The 22,812-nt window shown below is 67.2% G+C and carries 25 protein-coding genes and 4 tRNA genes; 21 read left to right on the plus strand and 8 right to left on the minus strand.

All coding sequences use genetic code 11. The features are described from left to right. The 3 genes from VFA08_07390 to VFA08_07400 form a co-directional block, all read left to right on the plus strand. Window positions 1–772, plus strand: a 772-nt coding sequence (locus tag VFA08_07390; protein HYZ13417.1) for a proton-conducting transporter membrane subunit, incomplete at its 5' end; no start/stop codon positions are given. A 41-nt stretch (window positions 773–813) separates the two neighbouring features. Continuing rightward, complete coding sequence (locus VFA08_07395; GenBank protein HYZ13418.1) at window positions 814–2,280, plus strand: NADH-quinone oxidoreductase subunit N; 1,467 nt, start codon at window positions 814–816, stop codon at window positions 2,278–2,280. A gap of 142 nt (window positions 2,281–2,422) precedes the next feature. After that, window positions 2,423–3,283 carry a zinc metalloprotease HtpX gene (locus VFA08_07400; protein HYZ13419.1) on the plus strand — a complete coding sequence of 287 codons (861 nt, stop codon included), beginning with the start codon at window positions 2,423–2,425 and terminating at the stop codon, window positions 3,281–3,283. An 11-nt stretch (window positions 3,284–3,294) separates the two neighbouring features. Here the strand turns inward: VFA08_07400 and VFA08_07405 are convergent, their stop codons facing one another. The 3 genes from VFA08_07405 to VFA08_07415 all read right to left on the minus strand — a co-directional run bounded on the left by VFA08_07405 (window position 3,295) and on the right by VFA08_07415 (window position 5,921). Next, window positions 3,295–3,963, minus strand: coding sequence for an HAD family hydrolase (locus VFA08_07405; protein HYZ13420.1), 669 nt, complete (start codon window positions 3,961–3,963; stop codon window positions 3,295–3,297). Between the two features lie 7 nt (window positions 3,964–3,970). Next, complete coding sequence (locus VFA08_07410; GenBank protein ID HYZ13421.1) at window positions 3,971–5,353, minus strand: aspartate aminotransferase family protein; 1,383 nt, start codon at window positions 5,351–5,353, stop codon at window positions 3,971–3,973. A 70-nt stretch (window positions 5,354–5,423) separates the two neighbouring features. Further along, entirely contained in the window at window positions 5,424–5,921 is a 498-nt protein-coding gene (locus VFA08_07415) for a YajQ family cyclic di-GMP-binding protein (GenBank protein HYZ13422.1), read from the minus strand. 100 nt (window positions 5,922–6,021) lie between these two features. On the opposite strand from VFA08_07415, the gene VFA08_07420 reads away from it, so the two are divergent. Continuing rightward, window positions 6,022–6,103: transfer RNA gene (locus VFA08_07420), tRNA-Tyr, on the plus strand. 49 nt (window positions 6,104–6,152) lie between these two features. On the opposite strand, the gene VFA08_07425 is transcribed toward VFA08_07420, so the two are convergent. From VFA08_07425 to VFA08_07435, 3 genes are read right to left on the minus strand one after another with little or no spacing between them, the layout of a single operon-like run. Then, the gene (locus VFA08_07425; GenBank protein ID HYZ13423.1) at window positions 6,153–6,878 is read right to left on the minus strand and encodes a DUF1698 domain-containing protein; all 726 of its coding nucleotides are present in this window, start codon (window positions 6,876–6,878) and stop codon (window positions 6,153–6,155) included. Between the two features lie 15 nt (window positions 6,879–6,893). Beyond that, a complete protein-coding gene (locus VFA08_07430) occupies window positions 6,894–7,205 on the minus strand; it encodes a hypothetical protein (GenBank protein HYZ13424.1) in 312 nt (103 codons plus the stop codon). Further along, on the minus strand, window positions 7,202–7,690 hold the full coding sequence (locus tag VFA08_07435; GenBank protein HYZ13425.1) for a DUF192 domain-containing protein: 489 nt from the start codon (window positions 7,688–7,690) through the stop codon (window positions 7,202–7,204). Before VFA08_07435 ends, VFA08_07430 begins: the two co-directional genes overlap by 4 nt. 23 nt (window positions 7,691–7,713) lie before the next feature. On the opposite strand from VFA08_07435, the gene VFA08_07440 reads away from it, so the two are divergent. From VFA08_07440 to rpmG, 6 genes are all read left to right on the plus strand, one after another. Continuing rightward, window positions 7,714–7,786, plus strand: a tRNA-Thr gene (locus VFA08_07440). Between the two features lie 123 nt (window positions 7,787–7,909). Beyond that, window positions 7,910–10,414, plus strand: coding sequence for a SpoIIE family protein phosphatase (locus VFA08_07445; protein HYZ13426.1), 2,505 nt, complete (start codon window positions 7,910–7,912; stop codon window positions 10,412–10,414). A gap of 14 nt (window positions 10,415–10,428) precedes the next feature. Next, window positions 10,429–10,803 carry an STAS domain-containing protein gene (locus VFA08_07450; GenBank protein ID HYZ13427.1) on the plus strand — a complete coding sequence of 125 codons (375 nt, stop codon included), beginning with the start codon at window positions 10,429–10,431 and terminating at the stop codon, window positions 10,801–10,803. Between the two features lie 66 nt (window positions 10,804–10,869). Further along, window positions 10,870–10,941, plus strand: a tRNA-Met gene (locus tag VFA08_07455). Between the two features lie 37 nt (window positions 10,942–10,978). Next, the gene (tuf, locus tag VFA08_07460) at window positions 10,979–12,163 is read left to right on the plus strand and encodes an elongation factor Tu (GenBank protein HYZ13428.1); all 1,185 of its coding nucleotides are present in this window, start codon (window positions 10,979–10,981) and stop codon (window positions 12,161–12,163) included. Between the two features lie 7 nt (window positions 12,164–12,170). After that, window positions 12,171–12,338 (plus strand): 50S ribosomal protein L33, encoded by a 168-nt coding sequence (rpmG, locus tag VFA08_07465; protein HYZ13429.1) that lies wholly within the window; start codon window positions 12,171–12,173, stop codon window positions 12,336–12,338. Between the two features lie 25 nt (window positions 12,339–12,363). Here rpmG and VFA08_07470 read toward each other — a convergent pair whose 3' ends face one another. Further along, complete coding sequence (locus tag VFA08_07470; GenBank protein ID HYZ13430.1) at window positions 12,364–13,146, minus strand: response regulator transcription factor; 783 nt, start codon at window positions 13,144–13,146, stop codon at window positions 12,364–12,366. Window positions 13,147–13,344: 198 nt separating this feature from the next. On the opposite strand from VFA08_07470, the gene VFA08_07475 reads away from it, so the two are divergent. Both VFA08_07475 and VFA08_07480 read left to right on the plus strand, forming a co-directional pair. Then, window positions 13,345–13,743, plus strand: coding sequence for a MaoC family dehydratase N-terminal domain-containing protein (locus VFA08_07475; GenBank protein ID HYZ13431.1), 399 nt, complete (start codon window positions 13,345–13,347; stop codon window positions 13,741–13,743). Window positions 13,744–13,745: 2 nt separating this feature from the next. Further along, window positions 13,746–14,162, plus strand: coding sequence for a MaoC/PaaZ C-terminal domain-containing protein (locus VFA08_07480; GenBank protein HYZ13432.1), 417 nt, complete (start codon window positions 13,746–13,748; stop codon window positions 14,160–14,162). 3 nt (window positions 14,163–14,165) lie between these two features. Here VFA08_07480 and VFA08_07485 read toward each other — a convergent pair whose 3' ends face one another. Further along, a complete protein-coding gene (locus tag VFA08_07485; GenBank protein ID HYZ13433.1) occupies window positions 14,166–15,716 on the minus strand; it encodes a hypothetical protein in 1,551 nt (516 codons plus the stop codon). A 164-nt stretch (window positions 15,717–15,880) separates the two neighbouring features. On the opposite strand from VFA08_07485, the gene VFA08_07490 reads away from it, so the two are divergent. The 9 genes from VFA08_07490 to VFA08_07530 all read left to right on the plus strand — a co-directional run bounded on the left by VFA08_07490 (window position 15,881) and on the right by VFA08_07530 (window position 22,761). Continuing rightward, window positions 15,881–15,954: transfer RNA gene (locus tag VFA08_07490), tRNA-Trp, on the plus strand. Between the two features lie 12 nt (window positions 15,955–15,966). After that, on the plus strand, window positions 15,967–16,257 hold the full coding sequence (gene secE, locus VFA08_07495; protein HYZ13434.1) for a preprotein translocase subunit SecE: 291 nt from the start codon (window positions 15,967–15,969) through the stop codon (window positions 16,255–16,257). A 55-nt stretch (window positions 16,258–16,312) separates the two neighbouring features. Further along, complete coding sequence (gene nusG / locus VFA08_07500; GenBank protein ID HYZ13435.1) at window positions 16,313–17,356, plus strand: transcription termination/antitermination protein NusG; 1,044 nt, start codon at window positions 16,313–16,315, stop codon at window positions 17,354–17,356. Window positions 17,357–17,471: 115 nt separating this feature from the next. Then, complete coding sequence (rplK, locus tag VFA08_07505; GenBank protein ID HYZ13436.1) at window positions 17,472–17,900, plus strand: 50S ribosomal protein L11; 429 nt, start codon at window positions 17,472–17,474, stop codon at window positions 17,898–17,900. Next, a complete protein-coding gene (gene rplA / locus VFA08_07510) occupies window positions 17,897–18,625 on the plus strand; it encodes a 50S ribosomal protein L1 (GenBank protein HYZ13437.1) in 729 nt (242 codons plus the stop codon). The genes rplK and rplA overlap by 4 nt, the downstream gene beginning before the upstream one ends. 71 nt (window positions 18,626–18,696) lie before the next feature. Next, window positions 18,697–20,889 (plus strand): DUF6541 family protein, encoded by a 2,193-nt coding sequence (locus tag VFA08_07515; GenBank protein HYZ13438.1) that lies wholly within the window; start codon window positions 18,697–18,699, stop codon window positions 20,887–20,889. A gap of 191 nt (window positions 20,890–21,080) precedes the next feature. Continuing rightward, entirely contained in the window at window positions 21,081–21,842 is a 762-nt protein-coding gene (gene rplJ, locus VFA08_07520) for a 50S ribosomal protein L10 (protein HYZ13439.1), read from the plus strand. Window positions 21,843–21,858: 16 nt separating this feature from the next. Then, the gene (gene rplL, locus VFA08_07525; protein ID HYZ13440.1) at window positions 21,859–22,248 is read left to right on the plus strand and encodes a 50S ribosomal protein L7/L12; all 390 of its coding nucleotides are present in this window, start codon (window positions 21,859–21,861) and stop codon (window positions 22,246–22,248) included. Between the two features lie 114 nt (window positions 22,249–22,362). Next, a complete protein-coding gene (locus tag VFA08_07530) occupies window positions 22,363–22,761 on the plus strand; it encodes a helix-turn-helix transcriptional regulator (GenBank protein HYZ13441.1) in 399 nt (132 codons plus the stop codon). The last annotated feature ends 51 nt before the right edge of the window (window positions 22,762–22,812 follow it).

A 22,812-nucleotide genomic window follows, 5' to 3' on the forward strand; every position in this document is an offset into this window, starting at 1 on the left:
GGCGATCATGCTGAAGATGGGCACATACGGCTTCATTCGCATCGCCCTGCCGATCCTGCCGTACGGCGCGGAGAAGTACGCGCCGTGGATCGGCGCCCTGGCCGCGATCGCCATCGTCTACGCCGCGCTTGCGTGCCTCGCCCAGCGCGACCTGAAGCGGCTGATCGCGTTCAGCTCAGTGGGACACATGGGGTTCGTGATGCTCGGCATCGCCACGCTCACACCGATCGGGATCAACGCGGCGATCTTCGGCATGGTCGCGCACGGGGTCATCACCGGCATGCTTTTCTTCTGCGTCGGTTCGCTGTACGACCGCTACCACACCCGTGAGATCGCCGAGATCGGCGGCGGGGTGCTGCAGAAACTTCCGTACCTCGGGGGCGTGTTCGCGTTCGTTGCGATCGCCTCGCTCGGACTGCCCGGTCTGGCCGGCTTCTGGGGCGAGGTGATGGCGCTGCTGTCGGCGTTCAATCCTTCGTCGATCCTCGATCAGGCTGGGCACACGTTGTTGTTCCGGGTGTTCATGGTCGCCGGGGGCATCGGTACGATTCTCACGGCCGGCTATTTCCTGTGGATGCTCCAGCGCGTGAACATGGGCACGCTTCCCGACAAGTGGCGCGAGGCGGGGTTCGGCGACGTCGTCGCCGTCGAGTGGGTCTCGTGGACGCCCCTTCTCATCGCGACGGTGGCGCTCGGATTGTTCCCGAGCCTGGTCTTCGGCGTCACGCAGGAGCCGGTCGAGGCGCTCGCGCGGGTGCTGGGCGGGGGTTGAGAGATCAGATCGTGCACCCCTCGGACGGGTCGTAGCGAGCGATGAACCAGTCGATCGACTACCACGCCATCCTGCCCGAGACGATCCTGTCGGCGACGATCCTGCTCGTGCTGATCGCCGATGCGTTCCTCTCGGCGCGGCGAAAGTGGTTCACGATGCCGATCGGTTTCGTCGGCACCGTCGCCGCCCTCGTCGCGACGCTGACGCTGATCGGGGAGGACCGGACGACGTTCGATGGCATGTTCATCGTCGACGGGTTCGCCGTGCTGTTCAAGACGTTCTTCCTCGTGGTTGCGCTGCTCGTCTTGCTCATCTCGCTCCGGTACTTCCGCGATGGGCGCTTCTACCAGGGCGAGTACTACTTCCTGTTGCTCACGTCGTTCCTGGGCTGCCTCTTGATGCCGTCCTCGCGGGACCTGTTGATGCTGTTCATCTCGCTCGAGCTCGTCAGCGCGCCGGGATTCCTCATCGCGGCGTTCCGCAAGTCGGATCCGCGTTCGAACGAGGCGGGGCTGAAGTTCTTCCTGATCGGCGTGCTCTCGACCGCCGTGATGCTCTACGGGATGAGCCTGATCTACGGCGTTGCGGGCTCGTTGAACCTGGGAGAGATCGCGACCGCGCTATCCGGACCGCTTCCGAGAGGACAGGAGACGTTGGTGCTCGCCGCGATCCTGTTCGTCGTCGCCGGGTTCGCATTCAAGGTGAGCGCGGTGCCGTTCCAGTTCTGGGCGCCGGACACGTACGAGGGAGCTCCCGTTCCCGTCGCCGCCTTCCTGGCGACCGCGTCCAAAGCGGCGGGCTTCGCCGGGCTGCTGCAGCTGATGTTCGTCGCGTTCGTGAACCAGCACGCGTTCTGGACGCCCATCTTCGCCGCGCTGTCGATCGCCACGATGACGATCGGGAACCTCGTGGCACTCCAGCAACAGCAGGTGGTTCGCCTGCTCGCGTACTCGAGCATCGCCCAGGCCGGCTACATGTTGCTGCCGTTCGCGCTGGTCTCATCCGACACAGGCGTGAACCAGGACGCGTTCGCCGCGGCCGTGACCTACATCTTGATCTACGCGATCATGACGCTGGGCGCGTTCGCAGTGGTGATCGCCATGTCGCGCGAGTCGCGCGGGCTGCTGATCTCGGACTTCGCGGGTCTCGGCCGGCGCGCGGGTTTGCTCGCGTTCGCCATGACCGTGTTCATGGTCTCGCTTGCCGGGATCCCACCCACGGCCGGATTCTGGGCGAAGTTCGTCGTGTTCGGGGCGGCGATCGAGCGCGGCGGGATCGGAACCGTCCTCGCCGTGATCATGATCGTGAACTCGGTGATCAGCCTGTACTACTACCTGGCGGTGCCGCGGCAGATGCTGTTCGTCGAGCCCGAGCAGGACCGACCACTGATGTCGCCGGCGCTCGTCACCGCAGTGACCTTCATCACGACGGTGGCGGTGGTCGCAATCGGCGTCTGGCCGGAGCTCATCGCGAGGTTCCCGCCGCTCTCAACCCTCGTCGAGCGCTGACTCACTGTCGCCTTCGCGACGAACCTGGTGAGGCGGTGTGACGAACGACCTGTGAGAACATGCAGGTACCGACCGACCTTGGCCGCCGGGCGGAGGTCGTCGTGTATGTCGGCAACGTTCGAAGGAGGATGAGGTCGAGTTGATCGGCCTGAACAGAGTCAAGACCTGGATCCTGATCGCGGCCCTGGGTGGCCTGTTCATCGTCATCGGGAGCGTGCTCGGCGGATCGCAGGGAGCCATCATCGCGCTCGCGATCGCGCTTGTCTTCAACTTCTCGATGTACTGGTTCAGCGACAAGATCGCCATTGCTACGACGCGGTCCAAGCCCGTCACGGAGCAGGAGGCGCCGGAGCTCTACCGGATCGTCCGAGAGCTCACGGAGACGAATCGGATGCCGATGCCTCGCATCTACGTCTCGGACATGATGCAGCCGAACGCGTTCGCCACGGGGCGGAACCCCGACCACGCCGCCGTCTCCGTGACGAAGGGCATCCTGCAGATCCTCGACGAACGCGAGCTCCGCGGCGTTCTGGCCCACGAGCTCTCACACGTCGCCAACCGCGACATCCTGATCTCCAGCATCGCCGCGGCCATCGGGCTGAGCATCACGTTCCTTGCGCGATTCGCGCTGTGGTTCGGCGGGGACGACGAGAACCCGCTCGGCGCGTTCGGGCTGTTGTTCGCGTGGATCCTGGCGCCGATCGCCGCTGCGATCATCCAGATGGCCGTGAGCCGTTCGCGCGAGTACCAGGCCGACGAGTCCGGGGCGATCTTGTCGGGCGACCCCGACGCGCTTGCCAGCGCTCTGCGGAAGCTCGAGGCGTCGGCCAAGCAGGTGCCGGTCCCGGCGACGGTGAGCCCCGCGGAGGCGCACCTGTTCATCGTGAATCCGTTCCGCGGACGTCAGGCTTCGAGGAGCCTGGCGAACCTGTTCTCGACGCACCCGCCGACGGAAGCGCGCGTCGCGCGTCTCGAGGAGATCAAGCGCGAGCTGGCCGTCTGACGCCCGTTCGTTCAGAGAAGATCGACGACAGCCCGGAGGTCCCGGATCACCCGGTGGTCTCGGGGCTCGCTCACTCCCTCAACGGGAGACGCCTCGTCGCGCAGCATGAGCAGCGTTCGCATGCCGAGGGCCGCCGCTGCGTCGCAGTATCCCGCCTGGTCATCGACGAACACGGTGGCCGAGGGTTCCGGGTTTCCGATCGCGTCGAGCGCGGCGAGGTAGATCTCGGGGTCGGGTTTCGCCGCGCCGACCTCGAAGGAGAGGAGGACCGCGTCGACCGCCTCGGCGATGCCGAGGCGATCGACGATCGGCCGCGTCGAGTGATCGCAGTTGCTGACCACGCCCACGGGTACGTCGAGCGCCCGAAGCTCGGCGATCACCGGCAGTGCGTCGTCCCAGAGATGGACGCCCCGCTCGAGCACGTCCCCCTCCAGTCGTGCGAGTTCGCCTACCAGAGCCTCGGATGCCTCGACGTCTGCCGCCTCGAGCACCGCTCGAAGGTCGCCCTCCACGCTCTCGAACTCACCTAGGGACCGGCGCCTGCGTGTGGTCGCGAACGCGTTCATCAACCTTCGCGGCTCGACGCCGGTTCGTTCGGAGAACAGCGCGCGGAGCCTGGGCCACTCGGTCCACGCGAGCGTATCGTAGAGGTCGAGCAGGACGGCCCGGACGGCCGTCACGGTCTCGTCAGGACCCGAGCTCGGCGCAGAACTCCGAGAACGCGTCGACGTACCGCTGGACATCCTCCTCGGTGTGTTGCACCGAGATCGTCCATTGCTCCTCGTCGCCCGGGGTCATGAAGATCCCGCGATTGATCATCCACGAGAACGAGGCGTAGAAGAGCTCCGGGATCGTCTCCAGGAAGTCGCGGTAGTTCTCGAGCGGTTCCTTCCGGTACGAGACGCAGCCCTTCGCTCCGAGGTCGACGGCGTGAGCCGGAAGGTCGCTGTCGCCGATGGCCCGCTCGCAACCCTCGGCCAACATCGTGCCGAGCTTCCCGAGGTGGTCGTACGCGTCCTTGGTCAGCACCTCGGTGAGCGCGGCCAGACCTGCCGCGGCCGACAGCGGGTTCCCGTTGAACGTTCCCTGCTGCGCGGCGCCGCGCGAGACGAGGTCCATGAACCGAGCTTCGCCGCCGAACGCGCCGATCGTCGCGCCGCCCCCCACGGCCTTGGCGTACGCGGCGAGATGAGGCCTGACTCCGAACCGCTCGGTCGTTCCACCGTAGGCGATCGTCCCACCGCACTTCACCTCGTCGTAGATCAACGCGGCGCCATTCCGCTCGCACGCGTCGCGGAGCGCTTGGAGGTAGCCGGGCTTCGGCGGAACGAGACCGATGTTCATCATCACCGGCTCGAGGATCACCGCCGCGATCCGGTCCGGGTTGTCGGCGAACGCCTGCTCGACCGCGTTGGCGTCGTTGAACGGGACGACGATCACGGTGTCCCATAGCGCGCGGGGCACACCCTTCGAGGTCGGCTCGGTCGTGTACCACGTGCGGCCTTGCTGGTCGACGTTGTGACGAAGCCCGAGGACGTCGGCCTCCGGCACGACGGAGAACAGGACCGAGTCGTGGTGCCCGTGATAGGAGCCCTCCATCTTCACGATGAGGTCGCGGCCGGTCGCGGCACGTGCGACCCGGATCGCGTCCATCGTCGCCTCGGTCCCCGAGTTCACGAAGCGCATCTGCTCGAGCTGGAACCGCTCGCATATCGCCTCGGCCAGCGCGACGGTGGTCTCCGTGGTGACGGCGAAGTGGATGCCCTGGTCGGCGACCTTGCGGATCGCCTCGACGATCTTCGGGTGCGCGTGCCCGACGACGTTCACGCCGAAGCCGCCGTGGAAGTCGATGTACTCGGTCCCGTCGACGTCCCACACCTTCGACCCCTGCCCCTTGCTCAGGTAAACGGGATAGGGGTGGCCGGCCTGGAAGTTGGAGGCCACACCGTTCGGCATGCTCCGCATGGCGCGCTCGAACAGGCTCTTCGACGCCGCCGTCCGTTCGAGGAGTCGGGCGCTCTCTCGTTCGGCGATCTCGTCCGCGCGGGCCTTCAGTCGTTCGACGTCCACTCGACCACCTCCGATCGGCGCACTGTACTCGTCGTTTGAACGGCGAGACAAAGCGGCACGTCGGAGGCGGCTACGGGCGGAAGTTGACGAACTGGAGCGCGAGGCCGAAGTCCTTCTCCTTGACGGCCCGGATCACCGTCTGCAGGTCGTCCTTGGCCTTTCCGGTGATGCGGACCTGGTCCCCCTGGACCTGCGCCTGAACCTTGACCTTGAGGCCCTTCACGAACTTCACCAGCTCGCGCGCCTTGTCGTCGGAGATCCCTACGTTCACGTCGATCGACTGTTTCTGGGTGCCCTTCGCCGCAGGTTGTACCGGGCCGAAGTGGAGCGCCTTCAGGCTGATCTCGCGTCGCACGGCCTTCTCCTTCAGGACCTCGACCGCCGCCTTCAGCCGGTCCTCTGTGGACGAGCGCACCTCGATCACCTTCTCGTCCTGGGAGATCGCCGTGCCGGTGTCCTTGAAGTCGAACCGCTGCGCGAGCTCTCGGCGGGCCTGATCGACCGCGTTCGTGACTTCGGGCATCGAGACCTGGGACACGATGTCGAATGAGAAATCGGTCTTTGCCACGCGGGACATCTTACGAAGCGGCGCGCGCTCGCCATTCCTGCGTGGCGGCGCGCAATGGCGCCCGGGCCTGGAACGCTTGCTATCCTCGTCATCGTTCCCCGGGAGGGTGCCCGAGCGGCCAAAGGGAGCGGTCTGTAAAATCGCCGGCGTAGCCTACGGAGGTTCGAATCCTCCCCCTCCCACGCCCTTCTTGCACCGAACGAACGCGTAGCGACAGCAATCGCCGGTCGACTACGGGCGTGCGTGACACACGATTGCTCCCTGCCACAACGTCGGAAGGATCGGCGCGCCCCCGCCCAGGCGGCGACGGATGCCCACCTTGAGCCGGCTCCGCAACGGCGTCGGCCCGTCGACGACCTCCACTCGCGTGAACCCGGCCGTCTCGAGCATCGCCACGACAGCTCCTGGGTTCGGTCCCCACCAGTTGGTCGGGTCGCTGTTCGCCTCCGCGCGGGGGTAGAACGCAGCGGCGGGACGGCGCGTCCACGTTGCGTCCACGAACGTGCTCATGATCAACAACTCGCGCGTCACCGAGAAGACGCGCTCCAGCGCGAGCAGCGGATGCTTCATGTGGTACAGCACGCCGAGGAAGAACACGACGTCGAACACGCCGACTGTTTCTGGAGAGAGATCGAGCACGTCGAGCTCACGGTCCTCGACCCGCGATCCGAGCGCGCGGCGTGCCAGCTCGAACCCGTCTTTCGTGCCCCACCCCTGGCCAGTCCATGAAAACGAATCGGTGGCGAGCACGCGCGAAGCGCCCCGCCGTTCGGCCTCGAACGAGAAGAACCCGTCCCACGCGCCGACGTCGAGGACGGTCTTGCCCGACAGGTCGTCCGGTATGTGGATCTTCGGGAGTCGTGACGGCGTGTCGTCGGCCCCAGGGGTCACGACGCCGTCGCCGAGCGGAATCGAGTGGTACCAGTTGACCTTCGAGACCTCGGAGCGAAGATTCATCGCGTTCACGTCGTGTCAACCGAACCGGTCGTACAACTCGCTCGCGGGGTCGAAGAACCCACCGGCTGGACGGGCGTGCGCGTGCCAGTGGTCCGGGATGCGTCGTCGCTCGTCGTCGATCCAGAACCCTTCCGGGTAGCGCTCGGCCGCGATCTGCTCCAGGCGCGTTCGGAGTCGCCGCTCATCGTCGTCGTCGGGGAGCCCGTGCGTCCGCCACACGATCATCGGCGTCGCGCACACCAGGCAGTCGGCCACCCAGCACTCATCGTCCTCGAAGTGCCACGCGGTGACGTGGTCGGCGCGGCAGAGCAAACAGCCGTCGCTCATACCGGGACGCCAACCAGCCGAACGCGATCGCCGACGTCGATGCGGTGCTCGTCGAAGAATCCCTGGTTCACCTCGAGCGCACCGACGAAGTCGACTCCGGGGTCGTACGACGGACACTCGTCGTCGGGACACGGTTCCATGTCGAGGATCGCAACGATCGCACCGCTCTCGTTCCAGAACGCGATCGAGAGCGGGATGAGCGTGTCCTTCATCCAGAACGAGCCGGGGGTCGGTTCGGGAAACAGGAAGGCCATCCCGGCGCCGGCGGGGAGCTTCGTTCGGCCCATGAGACCGACGCGTCGCTCGAACCCCTCGTCGGCGACCTCCACGTCGACGGAGACGGGTCCGTCGGCCGCCTCGATCACGAGCCGCGGGCGCTCGGCCGCGCTCTCGCTGGGCGCTGGTGCGTCCGCGCACGCCACCGCGGCGAACGCGAGCACGAGCGCCATCAGCCGCGACACGCTGGTGCGGTCGATCCTGCCCACCTCCTCGCTATCATGGCCGCTCCGCCGGAGTAGCTCAGTCGGCAGAGCACCTCCATGGTAAGGAGGGGGTCAGGGGTTCGAATCCCCTCTCCGGCTCGACGCGCGAACGTTCTCCCTGGAAGTTGGTCTGTCCATCGGCGAGCTCTGAGCGAGTTGCGGAGGGGCGCCCGCCACGGGTTGCGTGACGCCCGGGCAGATGTGCGCGAAGGTACACCCAACATGGCCGGTTCGCCGCCCGCGTCTCGGCGGTTCTCGCCCGCGCTCTCCAACGACCTCGTCGTAGCCGTCCTGGTCGGCGCGGCCTATTGGTTCGCAGCCGAGCTGAGCCTGAAGCTCGCGCTGATCGAGCGCAACATCACGCCTCTGTGGCCCCCATCGGGCATCGCCGTCGTCGGGCTCCTCCTCTTCGGCCGGAGGCTGTGGCCGGCGATCGCGATCGCTGCGTTCGCCGTCAACCTCCCGATCAGTGAAACGGCGCTCGCCGCCGCTGCAACTGCAGTAGGAAACACCGTCGCCCCACTCATCGCCGCCATGCTCCTGCTCGCGACGGGGTTCCACAGCCGGATGGACCGCCCGCGCGACGTCGTCGCGCTCGTCGGCCTGGCGGCACTTCTCAGCATGCTCGTCAGTGCGACGATCGGTTCGGGCACGCTCGTGCTTTCGGGCGCCATCCCCACCGAGCGGTTCCTCGCCGCATGGTCCGTGTGGTGGGCCGGCGACGCCGTCGGCGTGCTCGTCTTCGCTCCGCTCCTACTGTTCCTCTCGACGATCCGCGAGCGACGCGTCGCGTTCCGGTGGGCGACCGCGTTCGAGGCCGCGGCGCTCGGCGTGGTTCTCGTCCTGGTGGCCGCATACGCCGTCACCTCCGATATTCAGCTGCTGTTCCTCGTCCTGCCCGTCGTCGGGTGGGCGGCGTGGCGGTTCCGGCACGCCGGTGCGGCGCCGGCGGTGATCATCGCGTGCGTCGCGGCGACGTGGGCCGCCGTCGAAGGTCGTGGTCCGTTCGCCAACGCGCGGCTGTTCGACACGATGCTGACGCTTCAGGCGTTCAACGCAACGGTCGCCTTCACCGCGTTCCTCCTGGCGTCCCTCGTCGAGGAGCGAGCGCGCGCACGACAAGCCCTCGAACGCGCCGCGGCGGATCTCGAGACCCGCGTCCAGCAACGTACGTCCGAGCTGTCGGCCGCGAACGAGCTCCTCGAACGCGAGGTCGCCGAACGACGCGAGGCCGAGTCCCGCCTCCGGCGAAGTGAACGCGCGCTGGCCGAGGCGCACGAGGTCGCTCGGATCGGGACCTGGGAGTGGGACGTCATCACGGGCGAAGTGCACTGGTCCGACGAGATGTACCGGATCCACGGCGCCGAACCACAGTCGTTCCCGGTGACGTTCGACAGGGCGATCGAGCTCGCCCCACCGGAAGATCAGTCCCGGATCCGCGAGAACGTGCAGTCTGCGCTCGAGAGCGGCCGCACGCGCGTCGCCGACATCGAGTACCGGGTCGTCCTTCCCGACGGCGAGACGCGACACCTGTTCGGCCGGGCGCGTCTGACGCGCGACGCAGCCGGGGCACCGGTTCGGATGCTCGGCATCGTCCAAGACGTGACCGAGCGTCACCAGTTCGAGCGGGAGCACCGCATCGCCGACACGCTGCAAACGGCGCTGCTGCCGCGTTCGTTCGACGACATCGAGGGCGTCGAGGTCGCCGCACGGTACGAGCCGGCCGAAGCGGGGTTCAACGCCGGTGGCGACTGGTACGACGTTGTCCCCATCACGCCGTCGACCGTCGCCCTCGTGATCGGCGACGTCGCGGGACACGGACTCGAGGCGGCGAGCCTCATGGGACAGCTCCGGATGGCCGTGCGCGCGTACGCGCTCGAGGGGCATCCGCCGCATGTCGTCGCGGTCCGCGCGGAGGCGTTGCTCCGCCAGATTGCCTCGGACCAGATGGTGACGATGCTCTACCTCGTCGTTGACCTCGACACGCTCGAGGGCCGGCTGGTGAACGCTGGCCATCCGCCGCCGCTCGTCGTAAACGGGACCGCCGCCCAGTTCCTCGATGCCCCGCCGGGGCCCCCGATGGGGATCGGCGAGCACGCGCGGTTCGGAGAGACCAGCGTCCGCATAGAGCCGGGGACAACGCTCATCCTGTACACGGACGGCCTGGTCGACCGGCGCGATCTCGCGCTCGACGACGGCCTCGCGCGGTTGCTCCGCATCGCTGAGGCGCACGCCTTGCTCAACGTCGAAGAGCTCTGTGACCGGCTGCTTGCCGAGATGGTTCCGGGCGACGTGACCGACGACATCGCGCTGCTCGCCATCCGGCAGCTACCCGTTCCGGCCGAGGGCGTTCATCTCCGCATCGATGCCGAACCCAGGACGCTCTCGCGCGTCCGGCGCTCGCTCCACCGATGGCTCTCGGTCAACGGGGTCCCGCGGCCGGACTCCGAGGAGATCGTCCTTGCCTCGACCGAGGCCGTGACCAACTCGATCCGGCATGCGTATGGCCCCGGGGACGGCTGGGTGGACATCCAGGCGCGGCTCGACGACGGCCACGTCGATGTCGAGGTTCGCGACGGCGGAAAATGGCGCCCGCTTCGCGGCGGTGACGGGGGGCGGGGGCTGGGGATGATCCATGCGTGCATGCCCGAGGTGACGATCGAGCGGGGCGGATCGGGGACGACCGTTCGCATGAGGCGCCCGGTGTCGACTGCGGGCAGCCAGTGACCGGGCCCGCCCGAATGACCTTGGAGGGCGACGGCGAGGTCCTGACCGCGCGGATCACCGGCGAGATCGACCTGTCCAACGCGTCCGAGCTCGAGGAGACCATCGTCGACGCGGTGCAGAACACGGCGCTCGGGATGGTCGTCGATCTGTCAGGCGTGGAGTATCTCGACAGCGCCGGCGTTCGAATGCTCGTGCACCTCGTGGAGCGCTTCCGGTGGCGGCAGCAGGTCATGCGGGCGGCGGCCCCCGACGGCTCCCGCGTCCGGGGTGTCCTGTCGATGGCCGGCGCGGACGGCGTCATCCCCGTCGACGCGACGGTGACCGACGCTCGCGAGTGGATCGTCGCCGCGGCCGACGAGGCGGCGAATCGCGAGGAACCGGGCGCATGAGAGTCTGCCCAAACGTCCCCTCCACCAGGTCATCTCGCTGCGTGCACGGGTAGACTTCGGCGGCCGGGCGGGGTAGCTCAGTGGCAGAGCAAGCGGCTCATAATCGCTGTGTCGCGGGTTCGAATCCCGCCCCCGCTACGAGCAACTGAGCGCGGGTCCAGGGGAGCACGAGCACATGGCGAAGAAGAAGTTCGAGCGGAACAAGCCGCACGTGAACATCGGGACGATCGGTCACATCGACCACGGCAAGACGACCCTCACCGCCGCGATCACGAAGGTTCAGGCGTCGAAGGGCCTCGCCGATTTCACGCCGTTCGACCAGATCGACAAGGCGCCGGAGGAGCGCGAGCGCGGGATCACCATCGCCATCGCTCACGTCGAGTATCAGACGGACTCGCGCCACTACGCGCACGTCGATTGCCCTGGTCACGCCGACTACATCAAGAACATGATCACCGGCGCCGCTCAGATGGACGGGGCGATCCTGGTCGTCTCCGCTGCCGATGGGCCGATGCCCCAGACGCGCGAGCACGTCCTGCTCGCCCGTCAGGTCGGTGTTCCATACATCGTCGTCGCGCTCAACAAGTGCGACATGGTCGACGACCCGGAGCTTCTCGACCTGGTCGAGCTGGAGGTCCGCGAGCTCCTGTCGTCCTACGAGTTCCCTGGTGACGAGGTGCCCGTGATCCACGTGAGCGCACTCAAGGCGCTCGAGGGCGACGACACCTGGATCGGCAAGATCGACGAGCTCCTCGCGGCGTGCGACACCTATATCCCCGAACCGACGCGCGACGTCGACAAGCCGTTCCTGATGTCGATCGAGGACGTCTTCTCCATCACCGGGCGCGGCACCGTCGTCACGGGTCGCGTCGAGCGCGGGATCCTCAAGAAGATGGAAGAGGTGGAGATCGTCGGTATCAAGGACACGCGAAAGACCACCGCCACCGACCTCGAGATGTTCCGCAAGCTCCTCGACGAGGTACAGGCCGGCGACAACGTCGGCGTGCTGCTCAGGGGCATCGACAAAGAAGAGGTCGAGCGAGGTCAGGTGCTCTCCAAGCCCGGAACGATCACGCCGCACACCGACTTCGCCGCGCAGGTCTATGTCCTGTCCAAGGACGAGGGCGGACGGCACACGCCGTTCTTCAACGGCTACCGTCCGCAGTTCTACTTCCGGACGACCGACGTGACCGGCACGGCGAACCTCCCCGAGGGTGTCGAGATGGTCATGCCCGGTGACAACGTCGAGATGACCGTGAACCTCATCGCGCCGATCGCCATGGAGGAGGGCCTGCGCTTCGCGATCCGCGAGGGCGGCCGAACCGTGGGGGCCGGCCGAGTGACCAAGATCACCGCGTAGGGATCACATGGCGAAGAAAGAAGGCAACCGGCCGACGATCACGCTCGCCTGCACCGAGTGCAAGCGGCGCAACTACGTGACGGTCAAGAACAGGGTGAACGACCGTGACCGGATCGAGCTACGGAAGTACTGCCGGTGGGACCGCCGTCACACGGTTCACCGCGAGACACGCTGAATCGCTTACCGGAAGTACGCCGCTGTCAGCTCGTTCGCTCGGCGGGTTCGGGCGGATCGGTCACGTTGACGGTGTCGACCTTGCCGTAGCGAATCGCGAGCGCGAGCGCTTCAACCTTCGAGTGCACGGCGAGCTTCGTCAGCACGTTTTGCACGTGCGTCCGCAACGTGTTCGGCGTGACGCGGAGCAGCGTCGAGATCTCGTCTTGCGACTTGCCCTCGGCCATGAGCGAGAGGATCTCCGTCTCGCGCGGCGTGAGTCGGTCCAGTCGTCGAGCCGCGTCGTCATCGGTCTGTCGACGACGGCGGAGGCGACGCATCGCCCCCTCGACCTCGGTCTCGTCGTGCAGCGGCTCCCCTCGGTGGGCTCGCCGAACCGATGTGGCGACGTTCACGATCGCCTCTGTCTTCTGCAGCATGCCGACGGCACCGGCCGCGACGGCGCGTGCGAGCAGGTGCTCGTCCTCGTGGCCGGACAGGATCAACACGGCGGCGTTCGGGTCGGCCTCCTTGATACGGCGCGTCGCCTCTATGCCGTTCATGCCCGGCATCGCCACGTCCATCAGCACCACGTCGGGCTGGTGCTCGGACGCGGCGCGGATCGCCTGGGTGGCATCGGTGGCGACGTGGACGATGCGGAAGTCCTTCTCGCGCGCGAGCGCGAGCTCGAGCGCCTCGCCGAACGTCCGCTCGTCGTCGACGATGAGGACCGTGATCGCCTTCGAGCGCGGACCCGTCTTGCCCTCCACACTCTCCGGCACGTGATTTCCCTGCCGGGCGGGATTGCCTTCAGCGGTCATGGATTCCATTCGCCCGATCGTAGGTGGCATCATGCCGCGAGTCACGCAACGTCGCTCGGTTGTCGAGGCGCATGGCTGGGGCTACGTTCGCAGCATGATCGGGAGGTGTGAATAGGCCGTGCGGGAGACAGCCGCGGGTGGGACCAGGGTGTCGGTCGTTCTCCCCAACGACGTTCCACGCATGAGCGCTCCGACCGACGACGCGTCGTGGCACTGAACGCCCAGCTCGTCGGCAAGACCTATCCACCAATCGCGTTCCCGCTCGAAGCGGAGCGTGTGGCGCAGTTCGCCGCGGTCATCGGGCACGAAGGCGACGACGTGCCGCCGACGTTCGCCACGGCGCCCGAGCTCGCCGCGGGACTCCGGAACGTGCTCGCGGACGACGAGCTCGGACTCGATCTATCCCGTGTGCTGCACGCTGAACAGGAGTACGAGTGGAGACGTCCGCTCACCATCGGCGAGACGCTCACCGCACAGACGACGATCGCCGACATCCGGACGAAAGGCGCCATGAGCTTCGTCACGCTGCACACCGACCTGCGCGACGAGGCGCGCCGAACGGTCGTCGTCGCAACGAGCACGCTGCTCGTTCGGGGCGACGGGTGACGATGGCGACGGAACACGTCCACGTGGGTGACGAGCTACCCACGCTCGAGCGCGTCGTCTCGCGGGAGGATATGAAGAACTACGCCGACGCGTCCGGCGACCAGAATCCTCTGCACCTCAACGACGACGCCGCGAAGGCCGCTGGTTTCCCGGGCGTGATTGCGCACGGGATGTACACGATGTCTCACCTGGCGACGTCGATCGTTCGATGGGCAGGCGACGTCTCGGTACTCACGAGGCTCCGCGTGCAGTTCCGCGCACCCGTGTTCGTCGGCGAGACGATCGTCGCGGGGGGCAAGGTCATCGACGTGCAGACCGATCGCCGGACGGCCACGCTCGACGTATGGGTGACCGTCGAACGCGACGGCAAGACGGAGTACCCGATCCGTCGGGGAATCGCGGAGATCCGCCTGGCCTGAGCGTTACTCGAGCTCGATGCGCTCGGGCGGCCGCTCCTCCTCCTCGACCCTTCCCAGGCCCGCCAGCGCGTGCATCGCGTCGCCCATGCGGTCGATGACGACCTGGATCTCGCTGTCCTGCCGCCGCCCGATCGAGTCCGCCACCATGTCGATGCGCTTGCCGAGCGTCTCGTTCGAACGCTCGATCGTCTCCGCGAGCGACGCGAGGCGCTGCTCGACCAGCTCGATCACATCGCCCGGCAGGTTCGCCTGGAGCTCCTTCAACGCGCGGAGCGTTTGCTTCGTCGCCGCCTGTCCGGCGGACACCTGCTCGGCGAGCGTGACGTTGTCGGACCGAACGAGCCGACCGAGTCCCTCGATCCTCCCGGCGAGCTTCGCGTCGAGCTCGCCCGCGGCTTCGTCGAGGCGTTCCTCGATCGATCGAATACGCTCCTCCGAGACCGGCGTCTGCTGCTCGAGCGCGCGCGTGAGATTTGCCGTCAAGCCCGCGTGCGCTTCCGCGATGCCTCGATTGAGTTGTTCGACCAGGCGGGTCGTACCCGCCTCGATCTCGTCGGTGACGCGCGCGAGCCGGTCTTCGAGGATCGACGCGACCTGCCCGTCATCCGTCCGCGCGGTTCGCACGATCTCGCTCCGGAGCGCCTCGGCGTCCGAACGCACCATGCGCGCGATCCCCATGATGCTGCGGGACATCGCCGTGTTGAGCTCCGACACGGCGTCCGTGATCGAACGGGTGTCGATCGCCATCCGCTCGTACACCAGCTGAACTTGTTCGGCGAGCTCGTGGCCCCGTTGCTCGTCGCGCTCCGTTTGGCTGCTGGTCGCCTCGCTGATCGCGGCCGTGTCGATCGCCATCCGGTCGTACATCAGCTGCAGCTGCTCGCCGAGGAGCGCCGTCTGTGGCTCGACGATCTCGCGGACCCGCTCCGCGATCGCGTCGCCTCGCGTCGTGAGCAGGTGGACCTGGGCTTCCATGCTGCCGGCAAGCTTCCCCATGGCTTCGACGCCGTGCTGCACGTACGTCTCCATCGCGCGGGAGATCCGCGTCGTCTCCGAGGTCATCAGCTGGCCGTGCTCGAGGATCCTGGACCGAACCGCCTCGATGACCTCCTGATCGCGTTCGGCGAGTTCATGCAGGGCTCCGGCGATCTGCCGCGTGATGTCGGCGAGCTGTGCTCGCAACGCCGCCACGTCCTTGACGGCAAGGGGCGCGCCGTGCTGGCGGCTCTCGGGGATCAGGCTTCGGATCGCTTGGTTGCGCTCACGGTCGTGGACGAGGCGCGAGCGGGCTTGGCTGCTGCTGCCCTCGGTCGTGCTCCAGTCCTCGTTGGCGACCTCCTGCATGAGCTTGCCGGCGGTGTGGCGGATCCCCGATAGACCTTCCTCCAGTTGCTCCTGGATGGCGGCCTTGTAGGACTCCATCAACTGTTCGATGTGCTCGATCCCTTCTTGAGCGGTGGGCTCGGGACCGGGCTCGCCCGTTGGGGGAGAGGAGAAGACACGCCGCCGCGTCGCCCGTTCGGCGGGCGAGTACGGGTCATCGGGCTGATGCATCCGAGGCTCGCGATCCGGGGCCGTCGCGAAGCGTCCGCGCAAGTGTAGGAGAGGGCGTGTCCAACATCACGCACCATCGGGCGAGTCTCGAGGAAGGCATCAGACGAGGAAGCGTGCTTTGCCGGGCGTTTGGGGCACCCCTATACTGACGTTCCGGGCCTCGGAGGGGCGTAGCTCAACCTGGTAGAGCACCGGTCTCCAAAACCGGCGGTTGGGGGTTCAAGTCCCTCCGCCCCTGCAAGGAGCAGCGATGAACAGGCAGATGAAGCGGGCGCAGCGTCGCCAAGGCACGAGCGTCGAACGCGCTCAGGCCGCGGTGACGGCTCGACGTGCGCAGCAGCAGCAGAAGCGTGAGCGCACGGGCGCCCGACAGTTCCTGAAGGAGGTTCGTCAGGAGCTGAAGAAGGTCATCTGGCCGACGCGACAGGAGCTCGTCACGTACACCGCCGTCGTACTCGTTACGGTCGTCGTGATGACGTCGTACGTGTTCGGGCTCGACGTCCTGTTCTCGCGGTACGTGCTCGATGTCTTCGTCAACTGATCCGGTCGCGGATCCAGACGCATCCCATCCCGAACGAAGTGACCGTGAGGCAACCATGAACACGAACGCGAACGAAGCCAACGAGAACGTGCAGTCACCGACCGAGGACGAGACGTCCGTGACTGCCGAGGCGGAGCAGGTCGCGGAGGCCGAACCCGTCATGGACGCGGAGTCCGGCGATGAAGCCGGAGCCGGAGAGGCCGAACCCATCGAGGAGGCCGCACCCATCGTCGGGTCATCGGCCGACCTCGGCGAGCCGTACACCGGGGGGAGCGAGACGTTCCAGGTCGGCGTCGACGTGACCGAATCGCAGGTTCCGCCCGAGACCGGCGTTGCGATCCTCCAGGACGCCACCGGCGAGGAACCACTTCCGTCGACGAACGAGGCCATCGGCGCCGGGCCGACGGATCTCGTCGAGGTTCCCGTCGAGGAAGAGGAGCCCTCCGCGGGCCTGTCGGGCGTCGAGGAAGACGCCGCGCTCGCCACGGCGCCTGCCGAGGTCTCCACCGACGGCACGGCGGAGGCCGCCGATGAGATGGAGACGAAGGTCCGCGATCCGTTCCGGGGCCCCGGCGACTGGTACGTCGTGCACACGTACGCCGGTTACGAGAACAAGGTGAAGACGAATCTCGAATCCCGAATCCATACGATGCAGATGGAAGACAAGATCTTCGACGTCCACATCCCCATGGAGGACGTCATGGAGATCAAGGGTGGCAAGAAGCAGGTCGTTCAGCGGAAGGTCTTCCCCGGATACCTGCTCGTGAAGATGGTGTACGACAACGACTCCTGGTACGTGGTGCGGAACACGCCGGGCGTGACGGGTTTCGTCGCCGCCGGGACGGGCAGCAAGCCCACGCCGCTGTCGAAGCGCGAGGTGGAGAAGATCCTGGCCGTCAAGAAGGAAGAAGTGAAGCCGCAGTTCCGCCTGGGCTTCGAGGAGAACGACGTCGTGCGGATCATCTCGGGGCCGTTCGCCGACTTCAACGGGACGATCAGCGAGATCAACCTCGACCAGAGCAAGCTCAAGGTGCTGGTCAACATCTTCGACCGCGAGACTCCGGTGGAGCTGTCGTTCGACCAGGTCGCGAAGGTCTAGCCGCCGCCGCGCGCGGCACCCCGTTACTCTCTGTATCGAAGTCCCAACGGAACATCCGATTCGATCGCGGGAGGCCAACCACGGCCGCTTGCACCGCAGGAGGTGAACGCCACACATGGCGAAGAAGAAGGTTCTCGCCGTCGTCAAGCTTCAGATCCGCGCCGGTCAGGCCACCCCCGCGCCTCCCGTGGGGACGGCGCTCGGCCAGCACGGCGTCAACATCATGGAGTTCTGCCGGCAGTACAACGAGCAGACGCAGCAGTTCGCCGGCCAGGTGATCCCAGCCGAGCTCACGATCTACGAGGACCGTTCGTTCACGTTCATCATCAAGCAACCGCCGGCGGCGGAGCTGATCAAGCAGGCCGTCGGACTGGAGAAGGGCTCCGGCGAGCCGAACCGTAACAAGGTCGGAAAGATCACCCAGGATCAGCTGCGCACGATCGCCCAGCGCAAGATGGCCGACCTGAACGCCAACGACGTCGACGCCGCGATGCAGATCCTCGCCGGAACCGCTCGCAGCATGGGCGTGGAGGTGGCGTCGTGACACGCGGCAACGGGAAGCGATACGCCAAGACCGCGGAGCTCGTCGATCGCGATCGCGAGTACACACCTGGCGAGGCGATCGCGGTGCTGAAGCAGTTCCCGGACGCGAAGTTCGACGAGACGGTCGAGGTCGCCTTCCGCCTCGGGGTCGACCCGCGGAAGGCGGATCAGCTCGTCCGCGGAACGGTCAACCTGCCGAACGGCTCGGGCAAGTCGGTTCGCGTGGCGGTTTTCGCCCAGGGGCCGAAGGCGACCGAGGCTCGCGAGGCCGGCGCCGACGTGGTCGGAGCCGAGGACCTCGTCGAGCAGGTGATGGGGGGACAGATCGATTTCGACGCGGCGGTCGCCTCTCCCGACATGATGGCCACGGTCGGAAAGGCCGGACGCGTGCTCGGCCCTCGCGGTCTGATGCCCAACCCGAAGACCGGCACCGTCACGAACGACATCGCGAAAGCCGTTCAGGACATCAAGGGCGGCAAGGTCGAGTACCGAACCGATCGGACCGGCAACGTCCACATGATCATCGGGAAGAAGTCGTTCTCCGATCGACAGTTGCTCGAGAATTACGTCGCCGTCGTGGACGAGATCCTCCGGGGCAGGCCGTCGGCGGCGAAGGGCAAGTACGTGAAGAGCCTGACGCTCACGACGACGATGGGTCCCGGCATCGCCATCGACACGAATCGGCTGAAGGACACGGACGCCCCGCGGGCGGAGGCGCCGGCGTAGGTCGGCTAGCCCGCAGCACGAGAGCTTAGATTCCCCAGGTTCACGGGAACGCTGGGCTACGCTCGCGAGCGGTGGAGTCCCGTCCACACGCGCGCGCGTCCCGTTTCGGTCGTTCGAACGCGATGCACCGATGGGGTCCGTGGGTTCTTGTCTCGCTCGCGGTGCTGTTCGGCCTCGTCGCGCTCCGCGCCGAGCTCTCACCGGCGCAGAACCTGAACGACGGCGCGGTCCACCGTTCGATGATCGCGTGGGCCGAGGACCGGTGGTCCGAGGGCCATCTCCCGCTCGACGGGTGGTATCCGCAGCTCGCGCTCGGGTCGTCCCGGTTCCACCGCTACCAGAGCCTGCCACACGTGTTGACGGGGCTCCTCGCGATCGCCGTCGACTCGCACCGCGCGTACACCATCACGCTGTATCTCGGTCTCGCGCTGTGGCCGATCGCGGTGTTCGCCGGTGGACGACTTCTCGGTCTCGGGCGATGGCGTTCGGCCGCCGCAGCGCTCGTGTCACCGCTCATCGCGAGCGCACCGACGCTGGGCTACGAGTGGGGGAGCTACGCCTGGCGCGGCTACGGCACGTGGACGCAACTGTGGGGGATGTGGCTGCTGCCGATCGCGTGGGGGTTCGGCTACCGCGCGGTGGCTCGGGGGCGTTCGTACGCAGTTGCGGCGCTCATGATCGCGATGACCGTCGCGGTCCACCTGCTCACGGGGTACCTCGCGCTGCTGTCGCTCGGGGTGCTCGTACTGGTTCGGCCGACGCGATTCGTGAAGCGGATCGCTCGCGCCGCCCTCGTCGGGATCGGGGCGTTCCTCATCGCGGCGTGGGTCATCGTGCCGTTACTCCTCGATCGGGCGACGACGATCCAGGACGAGTTCTCGCGGGGGAAGGTGTTCTACGACTCGTTCGGCGCGCGGCAGATCCTGTCGTGGATGGGCACCGGCCAGCTGTTCGATCGTGACCGCATCCCGGTCATCTCCCTGGCGGTGGCGGTCGGGCTCGGAGTCAGTGTGTGGCGATGGCGCCGAGACGAGCGCGTTCGCGTGGTCGTCGGGCTCACGCTGCTGTCGCTCTTGCTCTTCTTCGGGCGGACGACGTGGGGATCGGCGCTGCGGCTGCTACCGGGGTCGGGCGACCTGTTCCTGCGTCGCTACGTCTTCGGGGTCCACCTCGGGGGGCTGTACCTTGCGGGGATCGGTCTCGCATGGCTCGGCAGGGTCGTGACGTCTTGGTTGCGCCGCCGGGAGTGGACGTCCAGTTGGCGCTTCCTTCGCCCCGTGGCCCTCGTTTCGCTCGGCGTGCTGGTGCTCTCACCGGCGTGGGGTGAGCGCTGGAGCTGGGCAGCCGTCGGTGCCCGATGGATCAACGAGCAACAGGTCGCGGATCGGACCGAGGGTGCCGACGTCGCCGCGCTGGTCGCGATCGCTGATCGGCGTGCCCCGGGCCGGATCTACGGCGGTCTTCGTTCGAACTGGGGCGCGGCGTATCGGGTCGGCCAGGTGCCGCTGTACGCGGAACTGCTCAATCTCGACGTGCCAGAGGTCGGCTTCACCCGGCCGACGTGGTCCTTGTCCTCACCCGCGGAGTTCCGATTCCGCGACTCCGACCCGGCGCACTTCGACGTGTTCGACGTTCGGTACATGATCCAGCCGGCGACGCGTCCGCCACCTGCGGACGCCGAGCTGATTGCGGAGCGGGGCCGGCACGCCTTGTGGGAGATCGCCGTCGACGGAGCTGTAGAGGTCGTCGATGTCGGACGGACGATCGAAGCGGATCGAACGAACCTCGGCGAGAAGATCGCGCCGTGGCTCGGCTCGGACCTACCGGGCGCGGACGTCTACCCGGGCATTGCGTTCGCCGGGTTCGAGCCGGCCGCACCAACGGTCACAGGAGATGAGGCGCCGCAGGCGGCGCCCGGCGTCGTGGTCGGTGCGTCGCTGCAGCTCGACGAGGGACGCGCGAGCGCAACCGTCGATGTGACACGACCCGCGGCCGTGATCCTCAAGGCGTCGTTCGACAACCGTTGGCGAGTGACCGTGGACGGCGACGAGGTCGAACCGCAGATGTTCGCGCCGAGCCTCGTCGGTCGCTTCGTCCCGGCGGGTGTGCACGACATCTCGTTCGAGTACGTCCCGTTCCCGCGCTACGACGCGTTGCTCGGGATCGGCGTGGCGACGTTCCTCGCATTGGTGTTCGTCTCGCGCCGGCTGGGGAGCAGAACTGCTCCCGACGGACGACTCATGGGTACGGATCCCGCGACATAATGCCCTTCAACATGGTGACGGTTGGCGAGGCCGGCCGCGCCGAGTATTTTTGGACGCGCCGCAGACAGCAGGGGCGCCGCATCATCCGGCCACGCCGGTACCTGCCGAGGCCATCGGACGTGCCGAACGGAGCACGCCTCCGCTCTCGCCTGCGGGGGCGTTTTTTCATGTACCGAGGGAGCCACAAGCACATGCCAAGTGCAGAGAAGATCGCGAAGGTCGAGGCGCTCAAAGGCCGGATCGAATCCTCGGAGGCGCTTCTGCTCGCCGAGTACCGCGGCCTGACCGTCCACGACGCGACCGAGCTCCGCCGGTCCCTGCAGGACGAGGCGAGGTTCTCCATAGTGAAGAACACGCTCATGCAGCGTGCGGCGGGCGAGGCAGGCATCCAGCTCGAAGCGTTGCTGAGCGGGCCGACCGCGGTCGCGTTCGTGCGGGGCGATGTCGTCGCGGCCGCGAAGCAGATCGTCGACGCGGCAAAGCGCTTCCCAGCGCTCGTCATCAAGGGCGCATACATGGAGGGCCGTGTCCTCGACGCGGCCGAGGCGCAGGCTCTGGCAACACTGGAGTCACGCGAGGCGATGCTCTCGAGGATCGCGGGGCTCATGAAGGCCGACATGTCGCGCGCCGCGTCGATGCTCCAACAGCTGCAGAGCCGGTTCGTCGGACTCCTCGAGGCCTACCGCGACAAGCTTCCCGGGGAGGCCGTCGAGACGGAGGCGGCGGGTGCAGCCGAGAAGGCCGAGCCACCTCACGCCGAAACGAGCCCGGGTGAGACAGAGGAGGCGCCCACCGCCGAGACCGCCGCCGAAGCGGACACGGCCGAACCGGCCTCACCGGAGGAGCCGGCGGAGGAACCAGAGGCGGCCAACGGATCACACGAAACGGAAGCCACCGAACCAGACGAAGGCGCGACGACCGGCGACGAACCGGATCACGCTCCAGACGAATAAAGGAAGGAGAACCCGAATGGCGAAGATCAGCTCGGACGACCTGCTCGACCAGTTCAAGGACATGACGCTCCTCGAGCTGTCCGAGTTCATCAAGAAGTTCGAAGAGACGTTCGACGTCAAGGCCGCTGCGGCCGCGCCCATGATGATGGCCGGTGCCGCAGGGGGTGCGCAGGCCGCCGAGGAGGTCGAGGAGCAGACGGAGTTCGACGTCATCCTCACCGGAGCCGGCGACAAGAAGATCCAGGTCATCAAGGAGGTCCGCGCGCTCACCAGCCTCGGGTTGAAGGAGGCCAAGGATCTGGTGGACGGGGCCCCCAAGCCGGTGCTCGAACGGGTCAACAAGGAAGCCGCCGACAAGGCCAAGGAGCAGCTCGAGGGCGCCGGCGCAACGGTCGAGGTCAAGTAGGCCCGGCCTTCAAGCGTCGAGCGGTTGAGGACCGACGATGCTGAAACCCGGTTTGCGTGCACTGGGAGTGGCGCAGTAGGTTCCGGACGCAACCGGTACCCAGGGGGGCAGGATATGAGTGACGAGCGGACGTTCGGCCAGCGCTTGCGCGAGAACAGGATCAAGTCCGGGTTCTCCCAGTCGGATCTCGAGGAGATCTCGGGGATCCCGAAGGCTCGGCTCTCGCGCTACGAGAACGGCCACGTGGCGCCGTCGATCCAGACCCTCGAGCGACTCGCTCGCGCGCTGCAGGTATCGGAGGCCTCGCTCCTGGGTGATGACCGGGCGCGGATGGAGGAGTTCTTCGGCGTGCTGACCGAGCGCGGCGTCCGGATCCAGACGAGCGAGCAAGCCACTGCGCTGGGCAACGCGGTCGCGGATATCGCCCGCGCGCTCGGCATGGTCGACGAGTCCGCAGTCGTCACAAGCGGCGGCGAGCATCGCATCGCGGCTCTCACGCCCACGGGCGACTGACCCAACCGGCCGTCGGCTCCAGGCACTGAACGACGATCAGGGGTTGACCCC

Source organism: Actinomycetota bacterium (genome assembly GCA_035640355.1).
In the GTDB taxonomy this organism is placed as follows: Bacteria; Actinomycetota; UBA4738; order UBA4738; family HRBIN12; genus CALGFI01.